16 protein-coding genes are annotated in these 24,328 nt (G+C 49.7%); 6 read left to right on the plus strand and 10 right to left on the minus strand.

Features of this window, described 5'->3' with window-relative positions; all coding sequences use genetic code 11:
* Nucleotides 1-40: 40 nt before the first annotated feature.
* A complete protein-coding gene (locus ACF8OV_RS03650) occupies nucleotides 41-2,788 on the minus strand; it encodes a pitrilysin family protein (RefSeq protein ID WP_170966492.1) in 2,748 nt (915 codons plus the stop codon).
* A gap of 416 nt (nucleotides 2,789-3,204) precedes the next feature.
* On the opposite strand from ACF8OV_RS03650, the gene ACF8OV_RS03655 reads away from it, so the two are divergent.
* The gene (locus ACF8OV_RS03655) at nucleotides 3,205-5,091 is read left to right on the plus strand and encodes a methyl-accepting chemotaxis protein (RefSeq protein ID WP_203503551.1); all 1,887 of its coding nucleotides are present in this window, start codon (nucleotides 3,205-3,207) and stop codon (nucleotides 5,089-5,091) included.
* 118 nt (nucleotides 5,092-5,209) lie between these two features.
* On the opposite strand, the gene fecE is transcribed toward ACF8OV_RS03655, so the two are convergent.
* The 6 genes from fecE to ACF8OV_RS03685 all read right to left on the minus strand — a co-directional run bounded on the left by fecE (nucleotide 5,210) and on the right by ACF8OV_RS03685 (nucleotide 13,301).
* Nucleotides 5,210-5,974: a Fe(3+) dicitrate ABC transporter ATP-binding protein FecE gene (fecE, locus tag ACF8OV_RS03660; protein WP_005500016.1), complete on the minus strand. Its 765-nt coding sequence runs from the start codon at nucleotides 5,972-5,974 to the stop codon at nucleotides 5,210-5,212.
* 2 nt (nucleotides 5,975-5,976) lie between these two features.
* Nucleotides 5,977-6,948 (minus strand): iron ABC transporter permease, encoded by a 972-nt coding sequence (locus ACF8OV_RS03665; protein ID WP_203503554.1) that lies wholly within the window; start codon nucleotides 6,946-6,948, stop codon nucleotides 5,977-5,979.
* On the minus strand, nucleotides 6,945-7,904 hold the full coding sequence (locus ACF8OV_RS03670; RefSeq protein WP_373897126.1) for a FecCD family ABC transporter permease: 960 nt from the start codon (nucleotides 7,902-7,904) through the stop codon (nucleotides 6,945-6,947). Before ACF8OV_RS03670 ends, ACF8OV_RS03665 begins: the two co-directional genes overlap by 4 nt.
* 74 nt (nucleotides 7,905-7,978) lie before the next feature.
* Nucleotides 7,979-8,902, minus strand: a complete 924-nt coding sequence (locus ACF8OV_RS03675) for a Fe(3+) dicitrate ABC transporter substrate-binding protein FecB (RefSeq protein WP_031820815.1) — start codon at nucleotides 8,900-8,902, stop codon at nucleotides 7,979-7,981.
* A gap of 101 nt (nucleotides 8,903-9,003) precedes the next feature.
* The gene (gene pvuA / locus ACF8OV_RS03680) at nucleotides 9,004-11,142 is read right to left on the minus strand and encodes a TonB-dependent receptor (RefSeq protein WP_203503568.1); all 2,139 of its coding nucleotides are present in this window, start codon (nucleotides 11,140-11,142) and stop codon (nucleotides 9,004-9,006) included.
* A gap of 122 nt (nucleotides 11,143-11,264) precedes the next feature.
* Entirely contained in the window at nucleotides 11,265-13,301 is a 2,037-nt protein-coding gene (locus ACF8OV_RS03685) for a TonB-dependent siderophore receptor (RefSeq protein ID WP_029809340.1), read from the minus strand.
* A 247-nt stretch (nucleotides 13,302-13,548) separates the two neighbouring features.
* On the opposite strand from ACF8OV_RS03685, the gene ACF8OV_RS03690 reads away from it, so the two are divergent.
* From ACF8OV_RS03690 to ACF8OV_RS03710, 5 genes are read left to right on the plus strand one after another with little or no spacing between them, the layout of a single operon-like run.
* Entirely contained in the window at nucleotides 13,549-14,760 is a 1,212-nt protein-coding gene (locus ACF8OV_RS03690; RefSeq protein ID WP_203503571.1) for an acetyl-CoA carboxylase biotin carboxylase subunit family protein, read from the plus strand.
* Nucleotides 14,757-16,589 (plus strand): IucA/IucC family protein, encoded by a 1,833-nt coding sequence (locus tag ACF8OV_RS03695; RefSeq protein ID WP_029796733.1) that lies wholly within the window; start codon nucleotides 14,757-14,759, stop codon nucleotides 16,587-16,589. Before ACF8OV_RS03690 ends, ACF8OV_RS03695 begins: the two co-directional genes overlap by 4 nt.
* 6 nt (nucleotides 16,590-16,595) lie before the next feature.
* Nucleotides 16,596-17,801: an MFS transporter gene (locus tag ACF8OV_RS03700; RefSeq protein WP_203503574.1), complete on the plus strand. Its 1,206-nt coding sequence runs from the start codon at nucleotides 16,596-16,598 to the stop codon at nucleotides 17,799-17,801.
* Nucleotides 17,773-19,602, plus strand: a complete 1,830-nt coding sequence (locus ACF8OV_RS03705) for an IucA/IucC family siderophore biosynthesis protein (RefSeq protein ID WP_140140792.1) — start codon at nucleotides 17,773-17,775, stop codon at nucleotides 19,600-19,602. The genes ACF8OV_RS03700 and ACF8OV_RS03705 overlap by 29 nt, the downstream gene beginning before the upstream one ends.
* On the plus strand, nucleotides 19,595-20,797 hold the full coding sequence (locus ACF8OV_RS03710; RefSeq protein WP_140052174.1) for a type III PLP-dependent enzyme: 1,203 nt from the start codon (nucleotides 19,595-19,597) through the stop codon (nucleotides 20,795-20,797). The genes ACF8OV_RS03705 and ACF8OV_RS03710 overlap by 8 nt, the downstream gene beginning before the upstream one ends.
* A gap of 73 nt (nucleotides 20,798-20,870) precedes the next feature.
* On the opposite strand, the gene ACF8OV_RS03715 is transcribed toward ACF8OV_RS03710, so the two are convergent.
* The 3 genes from ACF8OV_RS03715 to ACF8OV_RS03725 are packed head-to-tail and all read right to left on the minus strand — an operon-like array spanning nucleotide 20,871 to nucleotide 24,245.
* Nucleotides 20,871-22,115 carry an ABC transporter substrate-binding protein gene (locus ACF8OV_RS03715; RefSeq protein ID WP_025579258.1) on the minus strand — a complete coding sequence of 415 codons (1,245 nt, stop codon included), beginning with the start codon at nucleotides 22,113-22,115 and terminating at the stop codon, nucleotides 20,871-20,873.
* Between the two features lie 2 nt (nucleotides 22,116-22,117).
* On the minus strand, nucleotides 22,118-23,548 hold the full coding sequence (locus ACF8OV_RS03720) for an ATP-binding protein (RefSeq protein WP_140052173.1): 1,431 nt from the start codon (nucleotides 23,546-23,548) through the stop codon (nucleotides 22,118-22,120).
* On the minus strand, nucleotides 23,538-24,245 hold the full coding sequence (locus ACF8OV_RS03725; protein WP_203503577.1) for a response regulator: 708 nt from the start codon (nucleotides 24,243-24,245) through the stop codon (nucleotides 23,538-23,540). Before ACF8OV_RS03725 ends, ACF8OV_RS03720 begins: the two co-directional genes overlap by 11 nt.
* Nucleotides 24,246-24,328: the final 83 nt, after the last annotated feature.

Raw genomic sequence — 24,328 nt, forward strand, 5'->3', positions numbered from 1 at the left:
CCGTCTTTTTCGTTTTACTGTTTGCATCCAATGTCTGGTTTTACATCGGGTTGAGAATCAGCGCAGAACGCTTGGCATTCGGACCAAACGCCGATGCCGCACGTGCTTTCACTTCTTCTAGTGTTACGCTCTTAGCGGCTTTCTCCACATCCAACACAACATCCAATCCGTAGTCGTGCGCAAGGTAGCGGCTGTAAACCCAAGCGCGAGAACCAGGGTTGTCACCCAATCCTTGCATCGCGACAGCAAGCTGCTTGGCCGCAGTGTCGACTTCTTTCTGGGTAATGTTGATCGCGAGATCGTCGAAAACCTTATCCAACAGTTTATCCATCAAACCCACATCTTTTGGATCCACCTGCGATTCAAACAACCAGTCCGAAATCGGCTCACCATCTTGCGTCATCGTATAAATGCTAGGGCTGTAATCTAAGCTTGATTCTTCACGGAACGTCTCCAGTACTCGTGCGGCACTGATGCGCTCCAGAATGTCTTCTATCACCGTGTCTTTTGCCGTACGGTTGTACTTATCGGTGTTGGTAAAACGCAGCAGGTAAAACGATGAAGGCTCGTGACCATCAGTGACGACCGAGCGCGCTGGCAGCTCATCATTAAATGACACACGATAATCTACAGCTTTACCCGGCTTCATCTTAATTGATGCCACGTATTTGCGTAGAAGCGGCGTAATTTGCTCAGGCTCAACGTCTGCAACAATCACCATTTTGTAACCATGATCGGTTTTAAATAGTTGATCATGCATCGCAAGAATCTGCTCAGGTGTGACGGTATCGGCACCATCACTGCTCAGCAAACGATGACGACTATCCGGCGTATAAGCGCTGGTGTTCGCTACTTGGATGAGCTTACCCATAGGCGATTCCAAGAAAGCGCTGCGCTCTTGCTTAAACTCTTGTTTCACCGCGGCAAGCTGACGTTCATCAACCTTGATTTCGGTCGAAAGGTTGTACAAGCCATTCAAAGCTTCAACTAGACGATTTTTTTGCGTCGTAACCTGAACGCCATGCACTGTTGGCTCGAGTATTGGACCAAAAGCGATGTTGTTCGTACGTAAATAGGCATCCAGCTCTGAGCCAGAAAACTCTCCTAATCCACTGCGAACAGCGGTCATGGCAGCCAGTTCGTAGGCTGGATAAAGCGATTTATCTAGAGCGGCTTTACCCCCTTGGCTAGTGAAGTAGATGTAAGCGCGGCCACCGGCTTTTGCGTCTTTTTGGAACCAAACATCCACACCGTTTGATAAGGTGTAAACCTGAAAACCACCCGGAGCTTGACGCATACTAACGATGCTGCCTTCCTCTGCTGGTTGCAGGAAGCCTTCCGCTTTGGCGTTCATGCCCGAAGGCTTTTCACCAGCTTGTAGGTAGGCGCTGTTGAGCGCAGTGAATACATCAGCAAACTGCGCTTGCGTTTCACTTTTGCCCATGCCAATCACAAAGCTTGGTTGATTAGACAGCAGCTCTTTTAACTGCGCGTTTACGCTCTCTAGCGTCGTTTTATCCAAAAAAGCTGCCAAGCTTTGCGCATAGCTCTCTTTCGATTGGCTTACGCTGGCTTGCTCCAATTGGAAAATACGCGCTTCCGCGTAACTATTTGGCTTGCGTTTGCTCCAATCAGAATCAAGATTTGCCAGTTCGCCATACCAGTTAGATGTGATGCTCTCTAGCTCAGCTTGTGTCACGCCGTAATCGCGAAGTGACGTCAACGCACTGATGAAAATTTGGTGCATTTGTTCACGGCGGTCAGGCGAAAATGAGATACCCGCCGACATCAGGCGTTGGTAGTTAGAGTAGTAAGGCTGCGCATAAACGTATTGGTAAGGCTCGGCGGCATCATTGAGAAGACTGATCAAACGCTGTTGAATCAGTTGAATGGCCACTTCGTCTCGCCATTCTGCGTGTTGCTGCTCGACCGTTTCGCGACGAAGATCGCCGCGTTCAATCACCAAATGCAAGCTTGGTGACTCCATCGAGTTGCTTGGCAGAATTTCGTCTTGAGTATTGAGTCGAATGTCACGACGCTTTTCGATGGCGATATCTGAGGTACTTTCCCAGTTCGAGAACTTGTTCTTGATGATGTTAGCAAGCGACTTAGCGTCCACATTGCCCGTGACGATCAGCTCGGCATACTGCGGCTGATACCATTTCTCGTAGAAGTTTTTCAGCCCATTTGACGTCGCGTTCTCAATTGCATCACGAGTACCGATTGGATCATGTTCGGCGTAGGGCGTTCCTTCAATCGAAGCCTCATACGCGTGCATCGAAAACGACTTATCATCTGGATTGGCGCGTCGCCATTCACCCAAGACAACACCTTTCTCTTTTTCAACTTGAGCAGGAGCGAACTCTAAACCGTCGCCGATGTCTCGCATCCAAGTCAGGGCATCTTCAAGCTTATCGTTATTGGCCAAGTCAAGCTTATAGGAGGTTTGCTGATAGGTGGTAAACGCGTTGATATCTGCGCCAAAACTGCCGCCAGATTGCTCAAAAAGCTTAACAACGTCGTTGCCGGTAAAGTGTGTGCTGCCATTAAATGCCATGTGCTCAACGAAGTGAGCGTAGCCTTTTTGATTAGCTTCTTCTTGGAACGAACCAATGTGCATCACCAAACGAACCGAAACTTCTTGGTCTTGAGTTGGATAGATGTGGTATTTCATTCCATTGGATAGCTGATTAACGTGCCAGTTGGCATCAGGCTGAATCGGCGTGGATTGTTGTGTCAGAGCACACCCTGACAACAATAACGCGGGGACTAACAATATACTGCGCATAACTATTGCCCATAACTATGATTAAGCCGATCAATATAATCTTCGTTCCATGACCTTCACATTTTTAATGGATTATTTACTACCCAAACGTGATCTATATCACCATTTAATGAAATCAATTATCATTTACAAAATACGACAAATCCTTACTTTACAAATACATAAAACAAGCCGCTCTCGTATTAGGTTCTTATTTCTTATAAAGCTCAAATTCGCGACATAGCGCCAGTATTTATTTTGAGCAGTAAAATATAATCAATCGATGATTTCGGCGTCAAAACCGCTTTTCAGCGACGACGCCGAATCATATACGAATGAAAATAACCAATAACAAACTACCCCGCGCTTTTAGGTCAATGGGCATTAAGCCCGACACTTAACGCCGCTTGGGTACAAAAAATCTATTAATCGCTGCTATGTTCAAAAATTTATCACTGAAGAATAAACTGGCTATCTCGGCCAGTGCTGCCATCATCCTTGGGGGCGTGTTAGTCGAAGGCTTGTCTTTTCGAGATTCGTTACAACGGTTGGATGCGGAAGTTGCCCAGCGTCTGGAAAGCACCAGCGCGTCATACAACCAGTACGTAAGTGACTGGCTACTCTCTAAAGAGCGAGCACTCACCTCCCTTTCTGCTGAGTCAGAAAAACGAGCCATCGTGACGCACTTGAAGCAGGTGCGAGATTCCGGCGCGTTCGATAACGTCTTCCTCGCTTACCCAGACGGCTCACAAGACAACGCCAATGGGGTGATTTTACCGCCAGGCAATAATGATCCTCGCAAGTGGGGCTGGTACACCAACGCCATTGCCAATCCATCGAAAGTCTTTATGGATAACCCGACCGTTGCTGCTGCAACTGGTGCGAATGTAGTGTCGCTCGGTAAGGCGTTACAACTGCACGGCCAAACAACTGTACTGGGTGCAGATGTCGAAATTGGAGATATTTTAAACAGCCTCAACCAAGTGATCCTTCCGGGTGAAGGCTACATGTTTATTGCCAACGATCAGGGCAATATTTTCACCCATAACGACAGCAAGCTCCTAAACCAACCGGTTAGCAAACTGGGCTTAAACAACAACGACATCACCAACGCTGCACGCTCAGGCACTGAACGTCGCGTGTCGATCAGCGGCACCGATTATGTGATTTATGCGCGTCCAATTGAGGGCACCAAGCTCACGACGGTAACGGTGTTGGATCACAACTCGTTGGTTGCACCACTTTACGATGCCGTTTGGGATCAAATTATCGCGACGGCTATCGTGGTGATCATCTGTGTGGCGTTGTTTAATCTGCTATGTAACATCTTGTTCCGCCCACTCTACAACGTTTCGAATGCGCTTTCGCAAATCGCCAACGGTAGCGGCGACTTGACTCGACGTATCAAAGTAGAAAACCGTGACGAAGTTGGTGAGCTGGCTGAAAACTTCAACCAGTTTGTTGAAAGTTTACAGCAGCTTATTGGTCACATTCGTCACCAAGCGGAAGAACTCAGCCAACAATCAGAACTGAGCACGACTCGCGCGAATCAGTCGGTTTCTGATCTGAACCATCAGCAACAAGAAATCACTATGGTAGCGACCGCTGTGACTGAAATGGCCTCGGCAACGCAAGAGATTGCAGCGCATGCAGAGCAGACGGCTAAAGCCGCTCAAGACTCTTCAGCGAGCACACAAAATGGTCATGAGTTAGTGATCAACTCCAAGTCGTCCATCAACAATTTGTCTTCTGAAGTCAACCAAGCGAGCGTTGTCATCGGCGAGCTCAACCAGCACGCGCAAGACATTTCTACCGTGCTATCAACGATTCGAGACATCGCAGAGCAAACCAACTTACTGGCTCTGAATGCGGCGATTGAAGCGGCGCGTGCAGGTGAACAAGGTCGCGGTTTTGCCGTAGTTGCAGACGAGGTTCGCGTGCTATCACAACGCACACACACCTCAACCGAAGAGATTCGCTCGACGATCGAGACTTTGCAGCAAACCACACAACGCGCTGTGACTATCATGGATAAAAGCTCTCAGCTCGCGCAAGGTTCGGTAGAAGATGCAGATCGCGCAGCACTGGCTCTGGATGAAATCAACGCGGCCGTTGCACTGATCAGCGATATGGCAACGCAAATCGCGACCGCAGCCGAAGAGCAAACGCACGTAACCAATGAAATCACGCAAAACGTCACGTCCATTAAAGATGTGACCGATCACTTGGTGATTGGTGCCGAAGAATCGATGAATCAATCTGCTGAGCTGAAATCGCAAGCCGAGGATCTCAACTCGAAAGTGGCAACGTTTAAACTGGCTTAAACGCCACGTTAGGAACGCTCTTAAAAACAACAAACCCCGCTAGCAACTTTGTTACTAGCGGGGTTTGTTTTTATGGCTCAGCGTTTTAACTGCAGATAGCTTTCGAAAGACGTAAGACCTACACCGCCACACACATCGGCGTGCCTGAGATTGGGTCGTTAAATACTCTCGCTTGTAAATCAAACACCGATGCCAACATGCCTTCTGTCAGTACCTCTTGCGGCGTTCCCTGCGTGACTAACTGACCTTTTTCCAACACCACCAAATGATCGCAGTAACGGCAGGCTTGGTTTAGATCGTGTAGCACTACGACCACTGTTTTGCCTTTGTCGTTCATATGCCTCATGAGTTTCATCAGCTCAACTTGGTGAGAGAGATCCAAGTAAGTGGTTGGCTCATCAAGCATCACTACGTCGGTATCTTGCGCCATTACCATCGCAATCCACGCCCTTTGCCTTTGACCGCCAGACAACGATTCAACTGGCTTGTCAGCAAACTCAATCACGCCAGTATCTTGCATTGCTTGCTCGACCAACGCTTTATCTTGCTGACTTAACCGCCCCCAGTGAGAGAGATAAGGCGATCGGCCATATTCGACCAGTTTTCTGACTGTAATACCTTCAGGACTGACAAGAATCTGCGGCAGTAAAGACAACGAACGCGCCAAGCGTTTATCGCCGTAGTTGCTTAGCGGTTTATCGTCATACAACACTTCGCCAGAAGCTGGTTTATTGATGCGTACCAAGGTTTTTAATAGTGTCGACTTACCGCAACCATTTGGGCCAACAAGCGCGGTAATTTTACCTTGAGGAATCGACAAAGAGAGATCCGGAATGATGGTCTGTTTGCCGTACGCGACGGATAAGTTCTGCGTTCGTAACATGCTTACCAACCTCGATAACGATACAAAAGAAAAATGAAATATGGTGCGCCAATAACAGAAGTCAGCACACCCGCTGGCAACTCAATTGGTGGCTGTAAGCCTCTCGCTAGACCATCGGCGCAAATCACCAACAGCGCGCCAAGGGTTGCAGAAGCAGGAATCAATAACTTGTGATTGTGACCAAACAGCAAACGCGCAAGATGCGGCGCAAGCAGGCCAACAAAGCTGATCGTGCCTGCCACAGACACACTGATGCTCGCCAATAGCACGGCAGCGATCAACGCAAGAATTTGGATCTGTCTTGGTTTCGTGCCAAGTGTAGTGGCGCTTTCTTCTCCCAGTCCCATCACATCTAACCGCCATGCCAGCCAAAACGCCAATGGCAGTAGCAGTATTAGAGCGCTCCAAATAAACGGCACTTGTTGCCAGTTTCGTCCCCACAAACTGCCCGTTAGCCAGACCATCGCCGTATTGATTTCGATAGGGTGCACAATCAGAAGAAAGTCGATACCGCTGGCTAAAAATGCGCTGACAGCAACACCAATCAGCGCCAAGCGCGCAGGCGTTGGCTTCGACCAATAAGCCAGCACAGCAATAAAGCCTGCAGCAAGCAAACCTCCCGCCATAGCGACCATCGGCAACATTGCCACCGGCGCGCTCGGATACAACACCAAGCAAGCGGTAGCCGCCAGCCCTGCCCCTGCGCTTATCCCCATTAAATCTGGGGAGGCAAGTGGATTACGGATGACGCCTTGCACTAAAATGCCTGACAGCCCTAACCCAGCGCCCACGCCAATGGCGAGCAACATTCTCGGCAGTCGATATTGGTGAATCACAAAGTCCGAATCAGAGAAAGAAAACAACAATGCAAAAACCTGTTGAGCCGACAGATTCGCCGCGCCAACAAACAGCGTGAGAGACGACGCAATCAGCAAAAGCCCAAGCAGTGCCATCAGTTTGGTTTGATTCATCATGATGATTTCCTCATTGCAATCGCGATAAAGCAAGGAGTGCCCAACAGTGCGGTAATCACGCCCACCGGCGTTTCGGCCGGAAAGGCAATCGCGCGTGACAAAGCATCTGACCACGTCACCAATGCCGCGCCACACAAAGCGGAAACCGGAATAAGAATGTGATAGTTGTGACCAACAATCGGGCGTACCAAGTGCGGCACTAACAACCCGACAAAGCCAATTGGCCCAGCAATCGCCACGCTAGTACCCGCCAACAGCACAACCGCTAAGCCACTGATTAGTCGCGTAAGACGAATGTTGCCACCCAACCCGACAGCCACTTCGTCCCCCAACGCGAGTAAATTTAAGTTTCGCGTTAATCCCATGGCGAGCACCAAACCTAAAGTCGCAAAAGGCCACAGTTGCTGCCACTGCTGAGAATCTACCGCAGAGAGTGAACCCGTTAACCAATGCAACACGCTGTAAGCCATGTCATCCGCCAAAATTACCGACGCACGAGTTAACCCTATCAGTAGCGCACTGATGGCAATGCCCGCCAACACCAAACGCAATGGGTGAGAACGCGCGGAGAAAAAACCACCCAACAACATGACCGCACCACCACTTAGTAGCGCGCCGAGTACTGCGTTGATGATGGGGTTCAATTGACTAAAGAATGGTGCGCCGGTGGAGGCCAAGGCCATAAAACACGCCGCACCAGCATTAATGCCGAGAATGGATGGCGACGCCAAAGGGTTGCGAGTTAACCCTTGCATCAACACACCGGATACCGCAAGCGAAGCGCCAATCAATAACCCCGCATAGGCGCGAGGAGCGCGCAACGTCGCGAGGATTTGATGCAGCATATTACCCTCATCAAATGCAAACCAATAGCTTGTCAGGTCATTAACACTCAAGGAAAAGTTAGACCAGCCAATCATTGAGGCGGTATAGCCTGACAGCGTACACAACGCCATAGCACAGACAAACAAGCTCACTTTCCAATGCGGTTTTCTAACCGAAGTCGGGCTTTCTGAGATTATCGACGCACTCATGAGCGCCCCAATAACGCTTCAAGGTTGCGGGCAATTTCTTCCGCCGCCAACATGCCACGATTTAATGACCACAGCTCCGGAGAGACTTCGACCAGTTGTCGCTTTTTCGCCGCAGTTAACAGCTTAAATAATGGATTTTTGCGCCATTCATCCACGATATTTGGTTGAGAGTAAAGTCCAACTAGTAACCAATCAGGGTTGGTTTTTAGTAAAAGTTCGAAGCTGGTTGGGATATAAGCATTTTGCTCAGACGGAGCCAGAGGGCTTTGGATGCCTAGTGTACTCAAAACGCCACCAGCGTAAGAAACCGGGCTATGCAGCCACATCCCTTTATCGGAAACCACACCAAACTGAATGGTTTCTTGTGTCGCAAAATGCTGTTTGAACTCCGCCATGGTCTGTTTGTGTAGCTCGATTCGTTGCGTCATTTGCGCTTGCTTGCCAATCGCCACGCCGATTTTTTGCGCGGATTCGAGATTTTCTTGATATGTCTCACCACGACTTTTTAATAGCAAAGTTGGCGCAATTCGCTGCAAATCTTGATAAATCGCGCGATGACGTTCGGCATCGGCAATGATCATATCAGGCTTGAGCACCGCGATCGCCTCTAAACTCGGTTGTGAACGCATGCCGACCGATTGCCAAGGTTCAATCTTGGCGCGAACAGCAGGGATGACTCGTGTGACATCGTTGTCATCGGCAACGCCTACCGGTGAGACATCGACGGCCGCCAGAGCGTCCACAAACGAAAACTCCAAAACCACAATACGTTGAGGTATCGCTTCTAGCTCAAAAGTGCCTTGCTCATCTTGCACGCTGCGCGCCTGAGAAAATGCGCTAAATGACATCAAAGCTGAGCTCAACAGCATCAACAAAACGGTTGAAAAGTGTTTGATCGTAAATTGTTTTTTATTTTTCATCTTGCTTTTTTCCAGTGCTAAGAGTTTTCCAGAACCTAAGATCGGCAAAGTCGCCAAGGTAAATTGGCGACTTTTCTTTTCAAACTCGGTGAACGAAACGCTTAAAACTGATAGTTCAGATCCAGTGTGTAAGAGCGTCCCGGAGCTGGGTATCGACCAACTGGGCTGGTATCAATCCCACGGAAGTAATACTCCTCGTCAAACAAGTTGTTTACTGCAACATTCATGCGTAACTTGCCTTTGTCGTCTTTGTATAAATCCGTACCTAAGTTGAAGTTCCACACCATGTAAGACGGCACTTTGCCCGTTGCACCTGTTGCGTCTTCGGCACTGGTGTTGGCGTTATCGGTATACGAATCACTGAAGTAGAAGCCCGATAGCGTGGTGTCCATGCCGTAAAACGCGTAGGTCGCATCCCAACCAAGTTGATGTTTAGAGGTGTAAGGCAGCTGGTTACCTTTATTCGCACCTTCTTCTTCAAGCGTGGCATCGAGGTAGTTGTAACTTGCGCCCAAGCTCAGAGCAGGTAGAACTTCCGGCACGTAACGAGCAGAAAGTTCTAAACCTTGGTGAAGTGTTTTTCCGATGTTATCGAAGGTCTGCGTTGAACTTTGCCATTGCAGTTGGTCTTCAAAATCGATGCGATAAAGTGCAGCGTTAAAACTGGTCGCATCTTGGGTGTAACGCGCGCCAACTTCGTAGTTCCAAGCCAGTTCGCTACCTTCTTCACCCAAGCCTCGGATGTAGGCAATTTGTGGCGCACGAAGTGATTTTTGCGCGTTCGCATACGTTACCCACTGGTCGGTCACGTTGTATGCCACCGTCAAACCCGGCAGCCATTCGGTCACGGTGTTGTCTGCCGTTTGCTCTTTACCGCGATCGGTAAACGTCATGCGAACCGACTCAACACGCAGCCCTGGCGTTACCTTCAACGTATCGTTGAACAAGCCAATCTCGTTGCTAACGTAACCAGCAAACGCATCCGTATCTAAATGCCAATCACGCGGCACTTTGGTTGCGCCACCAGCGATTGGAGTCTGAGTGAGTTTGTAGTCAATGTCTTCGTTAACATAACGAGTACCCACGATCCAGTTTTGGGTAACGGATTTGCCTTCACCAAAATACATCGCCATTTTCGGCTCTATGCCGTACACGGTAAATTCACGTGGAGAGGTACGAACGTCCGTCGCAGGCAGAGCCGGATCCGCCCAATGGCCACCCGCACTGTTAAAGCCCCACTTGAAAAGACGCTCTGATTTGTGACCAAACGTTAGCACTTCTAGCTCGGCACTGTCGGCAAATGGCAAATCGTGGATGTACTTAACACTCCAGCGCGTCGACTTACCTTCATAATCATCGTAAGGACGTTTCGATTGATGACGATCTTGCTCGTAATCTTGTGGCGAAAGTGCGCCCGGCATTTGCGTTTCAGCATCGTAACGTTGCAGGAATGCTTGAATCTCTTGAGTATCACTCAGTAGCCATTGTGCTTTAGCTTGAAAGTTCTTCACGTCCGTATCGGAATGTTCACGGAAGCTTTCGCCTTTTAGAAAGTTACCTTCCAACTGTAGCGCGAATGTGTCGCTTAACCAGCCACCCGTGCGTAGGTAAAAATCATTCAGCGGCGCATCACCACCGTCAAACACGGTAAGGCGGTTGCTGATTTCAGTTTGCCAAGTGTGTGGAATCGGTTTGGTCACTAGATTGATCACACCACCGACGTTGTTTGGGCCGTACTGCACTGCGGCACCACCGCGTACAATGTCAATACGATCAAGCATCGACAGCGTTGCTGGGAAGATAGACTGACCAGTATGACCGTAAGGCGCGAGCGTTAGCGGCACACCATCCATCAAGAACTGAGCATGACCACTGCGGCTTGCTTTCAAACCACGTACGGAAATGTTAGGCAATACTCCTGTTCCGCTTTCATCCTGAACTTTAATACCCGGCACGCGCTGTAGCGCATTATCAATCGAACCCGCTGCGGTTTTCTCAATTTGATCACGGGTAATGACGGTACGAGCACCAGGGTACTCTTTGACGTCTTCAATATCAGAGTTACCAATCACGCTGCCAGTGACAACGACGGTTTCCATCACGGTGGTTTCGTTTTTTTCAGCAGGAGCGGCAACTGCGCTCATAGAGGTGGCAGAAGCGATAGCAATCGCGAGCACACTGTAAGTGGTAGACAAACCAGCACGTACACGCACTTTACCATCCAAATTCTGGTAAGACATTAAGGTCTCCTTTACGAGAAATTGAGCCTCGGGCAGAACATTTCCCGTAGGCTCTCGGGGCTAAAACATCCTCAATAAGAGGCAAAAAATCGGCTAACGTGCGCCAACTACGCACAACAAGCCTAGAACTGGTATCCGTAGCTAAGCATGAACTCGGCTGGTGCGCCGTAGCCAATCTGGTTTAGGCCAGACGTGCCGTTTGTTGCGCCAAGAATGTATTTCTCATCCAAAATGTTGTAAGCGTTCGCTTGGATCTTGTGACGACCAGTGGTGTACGCCGCCATCAAATCCACCGTGGTGTAATCGCCAAGTGCGACGGCTTCGTCGTTACCTGCATAACGGTCGCCCACGTATTTCACGCCGCCACCCAAACGCCAGTTGTCATCCAATTGGTAAGTGCTCCAAAGAGAGAACAAGTGGTCTGACACATCATTCGGCTTTTTACCTGTGGCTTTGTCTTCTGCGTCCAAGTAGCTGTAACCAACAGAGATATCCCACTGTTTGGTGATTTGGCCGCGAGCTTCTAGCTCAATGCCTTGGTGACGTACTTCAATTTTGTCGATGACATCGCCATCCACGTTGGTTTGTGGCTGCTCTTGGTCGATCTGGAACAGTGCCGCATTCAACATTAATGCGTTATCCAGCAGGTACGCTTTCGCCCCCACTTCTTTTAAGTCGGTATGGAAGAATTCCGCCAACTTTGGATTGATGTAGATGCCTGCGTACGGCAACTGCCAAGAGCGCGCTAAACTGGCGTAAACGGATGTGTCGTAATTGATGCGGTATACCAAACCAGCGCGATAGCTGACTTTGTCATCGTCCAATTTTTCCTTTCCTGCGCCCGCTTTTTGCTGTTCGAGATCCATCGAGTCGTAACGCACATTACCGATCACAGAAAGGTCGCCCCACGTGTACACATCTTGTACGTACACACCCGTGGTTGTGGTGGTATTGTCACGGAATGGTTTGAAGCCCGGATCGGGTGTTGGGCCCACAACTGGGTTGTAGATATTTTGCGGAGGAAGCGTTTTGTCACTTGCCAACGTCAGGTCGATATCAATTTGGTTGAAATCCGCGCCCAACATCAATTGATTGTCGTTGGTTTCCCAAATCAGCTCAGATTGCAAAGTGGTTGTAGTACGAGGGTCGTAGCCAAAGTTATTCACGGTTTGAGACACTTCATTGCCCGTCACTTTGCCCTGACGCGTGCCTTTTTGCTCAAGTTCGATATGGTTGAACGCCGCTCGGTTGTTCCATACCCATTGATCGTTCAAACGCCATTCGTAGTCCACTGCAACGCGAAGACTGTCCGACTCCTGATAATCGTTCGTGCCACCAAAGTAAGTACTCACTGGCAAATCAACTGGCTTGCCATTTTTTGATGGCACACCACGATATGGCACTAATTCTTGATGGGCGTATTCAACGTCAATATCAATGGTGTGACCGTCCGCTGGCAACACGCGAATGGTCGGCGCGATGAAGAAATCGTTCGAATCAACATGATCGACGTAAGAATCGGCCTGACGGTATTCCAAGTTAATACGTCCGTTGACCTTGTCGGAAAACGCCATTGAGCTGTCGACTTGACCAACATACTGGCTGTTGCTGCCCACACTGCCTTTTACGTGGGTGAAGTTCTCTCCGTTAGCGCGCTTCGTCACCAAGTTGATGATGCCACCTGCCGAGCCACGGCCATACAGCGCGCCTGCCGGGCCTTTCACAATTTCAACGCGCTCAACGTTCGCCAAGCTGCGGTAAGACTGCAGCGTACCGTCGTCTCGCATGCCGTCACGGTACATATCATTGAGTGAATCAAAACCACGGATCATGAACTGATCGCGGCTGCCTTCGCCCAAGGTGTTATTGACCCCAGCCACCCCATCTAACGCATCCACTAAGCGCACCGCGCCGCGATCTTGCATTTCTGTTTTGGTCACCACCGAGACCGCTTGCGGCACATCAAGCCACTCGACGTCCGTTTTGGTGCCCGATTGAGGCATATGTTCAGCGTAGCCTTCGTACTGATGTCCGTAGACTTGAATGGTTTCGGTTACCGATGGGGTTGAGTTTGTCTCTTCTGAAGCCACTGCGCTTGGTACCACTAGTGAAGAACCAATCGCGACCGCCAAAGGGGTCAGGGTCAATAATTTATTCATTCCATAATTCCGTTTAGTTGTTATAAAGCCAACGGATAGAAATAAGAACAAATATTATTTACATTTGCAATATTAATTTTATGCTCTATATTTATTTACCCTAAAAACACAAGCAACAACAAAAAATCAAACACAATAACAATAAAGACCAAACCTTCTGCCCCGTAGCCTCGCGAGAGGCACATTGGAAGCCGACTGTGAGCAGACAGTATCAACGTTAGGAAATGTTAGAAAATTAGGAAAGCTCATGAAATCTACGATGATTATCGTAAGTCATGTCGTTAATGATGCAGTCACTCACGGCTTCGTGCCTGCAGCTAAAGCGATGGACCTCCACGTCGTTCTTATCACCGATCACAAGCTCAGCCATTTAGAACTGGCAAGTCGTGATAGTCACTTTAATCCGGATACCATTCTAGAGTGCGATGTCTTCAATCCCTTGGAGATCATCGAAACCATCACTAAGAATGAGTTAAAACCTGACGCTATTTTCAGCAATAGTGATCACTTACAAACTTCCACCGCCATCTGCGCACAATTTTTTGGTCTACCGGCCAAAGATTGGTCTGTCACGTTAAAGGCCAAAAACAAACACTTAACTCGACAAGTGTTGAATGAAAAAGCCCTACCCAACACACAAAGCTGTTTGTTGCACCGCCATTCGAATGTGGCATTAGGCATGGCCTTCCCTGTCGTAGCAAAACCCAAAGAAGGCGTGGCGAGTTTAGATGTGCAGCGCTGTGACTCCCAAAGCGAGCTCGACGCATACTGCGATGCGTTTTGGCAAAAACACCCAAACGCCGCCATTCTGGTGGAGCAATTCCTTCAAGGGCCTTTGGTTACGCTCGAAACTCTGGGAGATGGTGAGCGCCTTATCGCCGTTGGCGGTTTTGATGTGTCGCTCTCTGAACCGCCTTACTTTATCGAAACGGCCGCAGACTGGAACGGACCAAACGGCATTGCTCACAGAGAAGCTTGCTTGGCTCAACTGAAAGCGTTCGGCGTTGGTTTTGGAGTTTGCCACAGCGAATTTATCATCACGGAAAACGGCCCAGTTCTGGTGGAAATTAACTACCGCAGCATTGGGGACGGTCGCGAATTCTTGCTCAACAATCTCGCTCACTTCGGTTGGTTTAGCACAATTTTAGGTCTGCATTTGGGCCGAAGATTGGATGGCGATTACCAAATTCATGGCTCAGCACACGTGCACTATGTGGTTGCGGAGCACAATGGTGTGATTGATGGAGATTCGACCTCCTTCATCCAACACGATGGCGATGTCATCACCCAGCAACAGGTACTAAAAACCGCGGGAGAACTCTTCCAACAGAGTTATTCCAACAAGGATTATCTCGCCCGAATTTCGATTGTCTCGCCTTCGGGGCGAAACCTCGACCAAGCGCTGCAGAACGCGCTTAGCAATTTCAATCTAGCTCCGACTCGCGAGGTGGCAGCATGAATCACAACGCTTTATACCTAACCCAACGATTGATCGATACTTGCCTGCGCGAAGACATGTTTGGCATTTTATCGAATGCCAAGTTCAGTAGCGCCGCACCAAAAGGAGTAATTATTCCTCAAGGCGAGCAAGTCTGGCTAACCTTTGATAATCCGGATTTCACGCTCTATTTACCTGTTGTGCCAACGTATTACATGCAGCATTGGTGTTACGGCCAAACCAATGGCGAAACGCCGCTAGGTTGGTGGGTGGAGAAAAATGGCCAAGTCGAGCATCAGCAGCATTATCAAGAGTGGATTGCGCTACTAACGACACTGGCGCATGAGAGCTCTCACGAATTATTAGCGGGATATCTTCAAGAACTGGAATGCGCAGAGAAACACAAAGCACTGTGTGACCAAGCGTTTCGTCACCACGCCGACCACATTTCTCAACCAATATCCAAGCTTGGCTCTTGGCATCAAAAACTGCTGCTTGCCGACCAGATCGCGTCTTACCTAGACCACCCTTACTATCCAACTGCGCGTGCGAAGTTTGGTCTGAGCGATGAAGACCTTGCTAAGTACGCGCCCGAGTTCGCACAAAGCTTTGCTCTGCATTGGATTGCGATTGAAAAATCACTGGTGACATTAACCAGCGAACAACCTGATTGCTGGCCGACGATGGAGCAAGTGGGGCTTCCTGCTGATTTCGCACTGAGCCACGTACTGTTCCCTGCGCATCCGCTCACCCTTCGCTCTTTAGAAGCCTTACCCGAAGGCATGATAGAAGCGCCGTTTATGTACCTAGACGTGACGCCAACGCTTTCCGTTCGTACTGTGGTAGTCAACGACGCGCCGCATATTCACATCAAAGTTCCGCTGATCATGCGATCGCTAGGCACGAAAAACATTCGCTTAATCAAGCCTTCAACACTGTATGACGGCCACTGGTTTGAACGCCTACTCAGCCACCTTGAGCAAACGGACGCCGACTTAAACAGTCGCTTGTTCCATTGCAACGAAAAACACGGTGGACACGTCGGCGAGGATAAAACCTTCGCGTACATCGTACGTGAGTACCCACTTACTCATTGCGAAGACAAAGCGTTAGTTCCGGTTGCAGCACTGGCAAGCCCAATGCCTGACGACCGCTTGTTCTTAGAACATTTGGCAGAGCAGTACTATCAACAAGATACGCTGGCGTGGTTCCAAGATTACGTCGACCTTCTTTGCCAAGTGCACCTCACCTTGTGGCTTCGTTATGGCATCGCATTGGAGTCCAACCAGCAAAACGCCATCGTTGCATTTGATCAACAGGACAAAATGACGCTCGCGATGAAAGACAACGACGCGGCGCGAATTTGGCCTGAACGCTTCAACTTCGCAACGGAGCATGCCGCCCAAAAACACGGAGCAGGAACAGCTCCCGTGGATTGTGATGAACTGCTCGACCAACGCATCAAAGTCGACAATGAATTGGCACTCGGTCAGATGTTTACCACCATCACATTACAATTGGATATCGCAGCGATTGTAGAAGCCATGGCAGCGAAGGGCATTGCCTCTTCAGCATCGCTTTACGCTATCGTGGCCAAAAGCATTGCAGAGCAACTCAACCGATTAGAAGGCGAAGGGTTAGAAACAAAACTGGCACGCGAGTTACTGCAAGAGGCGCCTGATTTGTACGCCAAGTACTTGTTGAGCTCTGGCAGTTTGCTCTCGAAAGAAGCCTCCGGCGCGAGCGACATCAATAAGTTCTATGGTTTGTCGGCTCCGAACTTCTTGCTGCTTTCTAGCGAAGAAGCGCAACGCGCCTACTTAGAAGCCATCAAAAAAAGCGTACGTTAAACGATTATGACCAAACTCATCTACAGTGTGTTGTTGTGCCACTTTATCGCTGCGTTTGCCGCGTTAGGTATGCCGCTATTTCTACCCGTCGTGTTGCCAACGTTAGGCGCAAGCATTGATGCGGACTGGGCAGGGGTATTGTTTATCCTACCCACGTTTTGTACTGCGTTGGCGGCGCGATTTTGGGGCAACTTTGCCGATCGCTACGGTCGCCGCCGCTCACTCTTGCGTGCACAACTTGGCCTTGCAGCAGGGTTTGCGCTGTGCGGCTTGGCAGACAACCTCGCCATGTTTGCGTTTGGTCTTATTGTTCAAGGAACCTTTGGCGGCACCATGGCCGCCTCGAACAGCTACTTATCTAGTCAAATTAAAGAAGCCAAAACACTCGGCAAGTCACTCAATAAAACCCAACTATCTGCTCGCTTGGCGCTGATCGTTGCGCCCATTGGGCTCGGCTGGAGCTTGTCAGAGACCAACCCGCTCAACGCGTACCTTTGGTTATGCGTTTTGCCTTTAATTGCTATGGGCATCACGCTAACACTGCCTGCGGATAAACCCGCCGAACAAAACCTCGAAAAGCCAAACTCAGAATCTCAGCAAGAACAACCTGTTGCAAAGAAAAACGCAATGCATACCATTCGTTGGATCTTCTTTGCTCAGTTCGGGTTTGCGTTTTCTATGGTAGTGACCTTTCCTTATTTCTCGCCGTTTGTGCAGCAATATGGCATCACTAACCACGCATGGATCGGTTTTTTGTACGCACTGCCGCATGGCGTCTATCTGTTGCTGGCAGGCAAAATCCACGTGTGGTCAGATGGGTTGAATCGCCATCAACCGCTGCGCACGTTGTGGCTTGGGTTTGCATTGCTGGCCGTGAGCTCTGCTTTGCATTTGATTGCGTCCGAAACCGCACTCATTGCTGCGAGAATTATCTTCGGCATCGCGATGGTGTGTTGCTATCACGGATTGCATCAGCATCTTGCGAGCAATCTGGATCGCAAACTCAGTGGCAAAGTATTTTCTCGCTTTGATGCCATGTCCAAATGGGGTGGCGTGGCGGCGGGATTTTGCGCTTCTTTCATTTCTAGCTTGGGGCTACTTGAGGTTCCTTTCCTACTTTCTGCGATAGTCAGCGTAATCACCTTGATCGCGCTGGTTCTCCACTCAAAATTTGGAAATCAACATGTTACAAACTCAATCCTCTCAGACTAGCGAGTTGCGCGCGCATGATGTGCAGCTCAATCGTGAGAAAGCCCAACTCAACACGATAATGGGTGTTCTTAATTGTTACTTACGGGAATTTGCGTTACCGAATCAACAAGTGGAATGGCACTACCAATCGACATCGCTACCCCAAACGTTAAAACGCAACTATTCCGCCAAGCAGCGGGTAGCCGTTCATCTTTCTCAACAAAATGGCGTGCTGGTTTTGCCGATTCACTACGCGAGCAAACTGGGCAAAATCAAATTGGCAGAACTGCCTTGGGCGAAAATGCCGGGCTCTGGTTGGGCGAAATTGGATGCCACGCAAACTCTTACGCTTTTGCTTAACTATCTCAAGCAGGTGTTGGCGATCCCATTTAACCATGAGCTGATCGAACAACTGGAAAATAGCGTGCTGGTTACCGAGCAGTTTCTCAACGTCGCGCCCAAATCGCATCACAACGAGTTTATCGCTTCAGAACAATCTCTGATTTGGGGGCATACTTTCCATCCGACCCCAAAAAGTCGTTCGGGCGTCACCATGGATGATCTCTTAGCGTTTTCTCCAGAAGTCGGCGCGCAAGTCCCGCTGTACTGGTTTGAAGTGGATACGTCGTTACTTGATGTGCTGAGTTCCGACGGAGAAGCTAACCCTGCGCAGCGCATGCTACAACAGCTCGCGCCACAACACACCACCAGCTATGGGAAGACACTCTACCCTTGCCATCCTTGGGAAAGCTACACCATTTTGAGCAACCCAAGCGTGAAGCGTGCCATTGAACAAGGCAAGATCACGCCACTGGGTTTAGGTGGTGAAAAGATGCAGCCGACCTCTTCAGTTCGTACCCTCTACCACCCAGACATGGACTGGTTTGCGAAATTCTCCATCAACGTACGATTAACCAATTGCGTGCGCAAAAACGCGTGGTACGAACTCGACAGCGCCGTGCAGCTCACGTCGATTCTCAAACCAATTCGAGAAAACGAACAGCTGCACAACCCCGTATTTAAAGTGATGACAGAGCCTTACGCCACCACATTAAATCTAGAAAGTGTCGCTGAGCGTAATTGGGATGACAACACCAAAGCGCGCGAATCGTTTGGGATTTTGTATCGCGAAAATTTCTCGCTGAGCGAAGTCGATATCTTAAAACCAACCCTCGCTGGCGCTCTGTTTGCTTACGACAAAAACGGCAACAGTTGCATTGCTCAACGCCTTAAAAACAAAGCGCGTACTACGCAAAATCGCTATTCCGACATCGCGACACTGTGGTTTGAACGCTATTTGCATTGCCTAATTCCGGGCGTGTGTAATTACTACTTCAAACACGGGGTGGCGTTTGAGCCGCATTTGCAAAACACCTTGATTGGTTTTGAGCAAGAGATGCCGTGTTGTGTTTGGATTCGTGATTTGGAAGGCACTAAATTACTGCCAGAGTTCTGGCCAGCAGAAACATTAACTGATTTGTCTGAACGCGCGCGACAATCGGTTTACTACAGTCGCGAACAAGGCTGGAATCGCATCGGATACTGCACCTTTATCAACAACATCAGCGAAGCGATTTTCTTCATCGCAGAAGGTGATGAGCCACTAGAGCAAACGCTGTGGAATGCGGTGCAAAGTGCCATTGTGCGTTGGCAGTCAGTGAATGGAAAACAGCCGGAACTAGAAGCGTTGCTGAATGGCGGTCACTTCCCAAGCAAAAATAATTTCACCACGCGTTTGATGCAAAAAGCCGATAAGGAGTCGGGCTATACCCAAGTCGCCGCGCCTTGGCAGCAACACGAAAAAGGAGCGCAACATGTCTAATTCACTCTCCCTACCGACACGCGTTAGCCAACAAGTTCACACGCTCGCACAGCAGCAAAATCAACCCTTGTGCGCGTACTTGTATGACCTAAACGCCTTAGAAGAACACATCAAACAACTGCGTCACGTTTTGCCGAAAAATGTCGAGCTATTTTACGCAGCCAAAGCCAATCCATCGGGCCCTATTCTTAAAACGCTCGCGCCGCATGTCGATGGTTTTGAAGCAGCGTCTGGCGGGGAGCTGGCACACCTCCACCAGCAACAACTCGATAAGCCATTGATCTTCGGTGGCCCAGGAAAAATGCCAAGTGAATTGCAACAAGCGATTGAGCTTGATGTTGATGCAATTCATGTCGAAAGCCTCACCGAGCTGCAACGCATTGGTGCGCTAACCGAGCGCCTCAACCGCCCTGCTTCGATCTTTTTGCGTATGAACATTGATATTGGCGACATCACGCTCAGCAAGTTGGCGATGGGCGGCAAGCCGACTCCGTTTGGCTTGGACGAGTCCGAACTGAGCAATGCTTTGATGTTGCTGCGCGATTTCCCGCAAGTGTTACTGAAAGGCTTCCATTTTCACTTGATGTCGCATCAGCTTGATGTTGAACGTCACTTAGCGTTAATGCAGCGCTATTTCCAAGTCGTGAAAACGTGGCAACAAGAGTTTGAACTCGGTGAGCTGATGATCAACTTGGGCGGCGGCATGGGCATCAACTACCAAAACCCTGAGCAACACTTTCCGTGGATGGAGTTTTGCGACAAGTTGGAATTCCTCATCGCTAAAGAGCAAGTGCAAGATTGGACACTGCGTTTTGAATGCGGACGTTTCATCACGGCGGCATGCGGTTATTACGTAATGGAAGTGCTGGATATTAAGCAAAATCTTGGCGAAAACTTTGTCATCGCGCGCGGAGGAACCCACCATTTCCGCACGCCAGCAGCGCAGAGCCATAATCATCCATTCGTCATCCTGAAAAGCGAGCAACACCATGAGATTTCTCACCCAATTCAGCATGCACAAGCGACCTTTGTCGGCCAGCTTTGTACGCCCAAAGATGTGCTGGCACGCGATCAACACGTCGCCCACGTCGATATTGGTGATTACGTTGTGTTTACCTTAGCTGGCGCCTATGCGTGGAACATCTCCCATCAAAACTTCTTGATGCATGAACCGCCGATCTTCCATTATTTCTAAACGGCATACTTCGCTTCACTCAAGCCCCAATCATTGGGGCTTTTTTATTCCACTCGGCACAAATTCATTGCCATTAACCGCTTTGCGAAATAGCAATAATGCGTTTTATCAGCTCGTCGGGTTCCATTTTGGGATTGCGGTAAAAACGGAAGATTTCCGAGTTTATCGCTTGTTGGGCAACCGGATTGACCGCCATCGAATCAATCATACTCGGCACAGCGAGGTTGTGTTTAACGCCGTAGTGAAAGTCTTGATATGACTGGACCTGACACGGATTAAAATCGCTGATGTCGATATCGGTACGTACCGGAATCGAGCCTTTTACCTTATTGAACTTAGCTTGAAACTCGACGTCTGCCAGCGCGCTTGCGGTTTGCTGAGCAGCCTCGGCAGAAAACGACTTGCTCGACATAAACACCAAGCTGTCCATGTTGTAGAGGAATACACCATCGCTGTCAGGCGTTGGGTAACAGCCGACCTCTTGCGGAACCGAGACTTGATTGGCGAGCAGCTCACCTAAAATCCAATCTCCACCGATTTGAAACAGCGCTTGACCGTCGGCTAGCGCTTGGGTCGCCGTATCCCACTTACTGTCGGGTAATTGGTTGTCGATCAACAAACTCAGGCGGCGAAATTGCGTCAACGCCTGGCGCAGGGTATCACTGTCGATGCTGTCTCGCTCAAGTTTAACCATTGCATTGGTGTAGAACTCAACGCCGCCAGTGGAGATCACTAAGTTCTCGAAAAGTTGGGCGACTTGCCACGGCTGCTCACCGACCGCGATTGGCACGATGCCATTTTGCTTCGCAAGCTCCATGGCGGCGAACATTTCTTGCCAATTTTTCGGCGCGGACAGATTCAGTTGTTTAAGCAGCTTGTGGTTGACCCACAGCCAGTTCAAACGGTGCAGCGTAAGTGGCAGGGCGATATAGCCGTTTTGTGTTTTGTTGATTTCAATAGACAGCGGATAGAGCACCTCGTCCCAGCGTTGCTCATCGGCAACGGCGTTAACGTTGTGCAAAATACCGATGGCATCCCATGCTTTAATACTTGGCCCTTCGATTTGCGCGAAGCTCGGTGGATTGCCCGCCAGCGCGCGAGCTTGCAGTACCGTCATCGCGCTGTCGCCACCACCGCCTAACACCGGGCTTTGCAGCAGCTCAATATCGTGCCGTTTTAGCTGAGCTTTAAGTGTTTGCAGCGCTTGCTGCTCGCCGTCAGAAGTCCACCAATGTAAAAACTCTACCCCTTGTGGCGACTCAGCGTGAGCGACGCAAGGGGCGAGCAACAGTGGGAACAAGAATGCCAGTTTGTACATAGTCAGTCTCTCGGGAAAGTCAGTGTGGCGCAGAGGCCGCCAAACTGAGAATGGCTCAGCGACAAACTGCCGCCGTGAGCCTTTGCAATGCTCTGTGAAATGGTTAACCCCAGCCCACTGCCTTCTTTATCGTTGCTAGCGCGGAAGTATGGCTGGCAGAGCTTTTCAAGTAATAAATCGTCAACACCGTCACCGTGATCTTCAATTTTAATTTGGATCGACTCTGGGCTTTCACTCAGTGTAATGTCCGCTTGATGGCCGTATTTGAGCGCATTATCGACCAGATTCTGAATGCAGCGCTTAATTGCTAACGGTTTACCAGCAAAGTGGGTGCGGATTTCGCCGTGGATGCGAATTGTGTCCGGCGCATCGGCGATATTGGAGGAAATGTGCTGAATCAGTTGGGTGAAATTGATCGGCTCGATCTCCTCGTGGATATCGGTCTCTTTAATGCATTGCAATGCGCCTTTGACCATCAAATCTAGGTCGTTACTCAGGCGGATAAAGCGTTCTCGGTCGGCGTCGTCATCTAGCATTTCCGCCCGCAGTTTTAGGCAGGCTATCGGCGTTTTCAGATCGTGTGAAATGGCACTGAACAGCATCTCGCGGTCTTTAATGTGGCTGTCGATGCGTCGATTCATTTTGTTAAACGCACGTACCGCCGCTTTCAGTTCGTTACTGCCTCGCTCAGAGACTTCGGGCACGTCTAATCGGCTCGACATCAGGGTTGCGGCTTTTGCCAGCTCTCGAATGGGTTGAATTTCTTTGCGAACGATAAACCAGGTACACAGCAACAGCATTAGCGCGGACACCAATAGCGTCAGCCATTGGCGCAGCTCAAAATAGTTAGTCTCTAGGTTGATGTAAGGCGCGGGTAGCACCGCCGCGAGATAAAACCATTCGTTCTGTGCGACTTCGACCTGCATCACCAGAATGGGTGGGTTGAGGTCACCAAACGAAAGCGAATAATGCGCCCACAATAGCGGCAGTTCGTCGATAGGTAGCTCGTTGTTGAACACTTTGAGTTTGTCGCGCTGGGTGAATTCCACCTCGATATTAGGAATGCCGCTCAGCTCGCTTTCTAATACTTCACGAACTTGGTTGATGACCAACGTTTTGCGTTCGCTTTCTGGCAGCGGGTCGACGTCAATCTGGTGGTTGTTGAGTGAGACGAAAAAGCGCGTGCCGCCCATATTGCGTAGTTGATTGAGCACCAAGTGGCGATATTCAGAAGGAAGGGTTTGAAAGAAAGCGATGGTGGAAGAAGCGCTCAGTGCTAAGCTTTTGACCGTGGTGGTCAGGCCTTCTTTATCGCGTTCGCTGGCGTGTTGATACCAGATAATCCCGGATAATACCTGCGCCAGAATGATCACCAGCAACAAGAACACACTGGTGCGAACAACCAGTGATCCCGTCCAGCGTTTAATTCTCATAATGCACGTCCGTGGTCAGCATGTAGCCTTTGTTGCGCACCGTTAGGATCAGCGAACGGTCTTTATCTTCAAGGTGATGACGCAAGCGGCTGATCTGCACGTCAATGCCGCGTTCAAATGGGTCGGCATCGCGTCCCCAGATCTCGCGCGCAATGTCATCGCGAGACAATATTGATTGCGCGTGGTTGACGAATAAACCAAGCAGCGACAAATCCGCGCCACTCAGTTGCTTAACCTCGCGGCTAGCAACGTGGGTCAGTTGCCGGGTTACGGTATCTAACAACCAATCGTCAAAACGCACTTTACGCGTCAGTTTGCTATTGGCGGTCGTTTGGCTGCGTCTCAGAATCGTTTTGATGCGCGCGAGCAGTTCACGCGGACTGAATGATTTGGTGATGTAGTCGTCAGCGCCCATTTCTAGCCCCGCGACTCGGTCGGCTTCTTCAGTGACGGCGGTCAGCATGACGATCGGGATATCGGAGTTTTTGCGCAGTTTCTGGCACAGGGTAAAACCGTCTTCACCGGGCATCATAATATCGAGGATGATCAAATCAGGATGGTGATCGTTGAGCAGTTGCCACATCACGCCGCCGTTTTCTGCGCAAAGCACTTCAAACCCTGCGCGACCAAGGTAATCTGACAATGCTTCGCGAAGGTCAAGGTTGTCATCGACGACCAGTATCTGCTTGTTTTCCATCCTACTTTCCCTGTGTCCGTCCCTGTGCCTGCCCCTGAGTTTGGCGCTGGCCAATATGATGCATTCTTAAACGCCCATGCACA

The organism is Vibrio sp. GLN_1 (assembly GCF_043106015.1).
Classification (GTDB): Bacteria; Pseudomonadota; Gammaproteobacteria; order Enterobacterales; family Vibrionaceae; genus Vibrio; species Vibrio parahaemolyticus.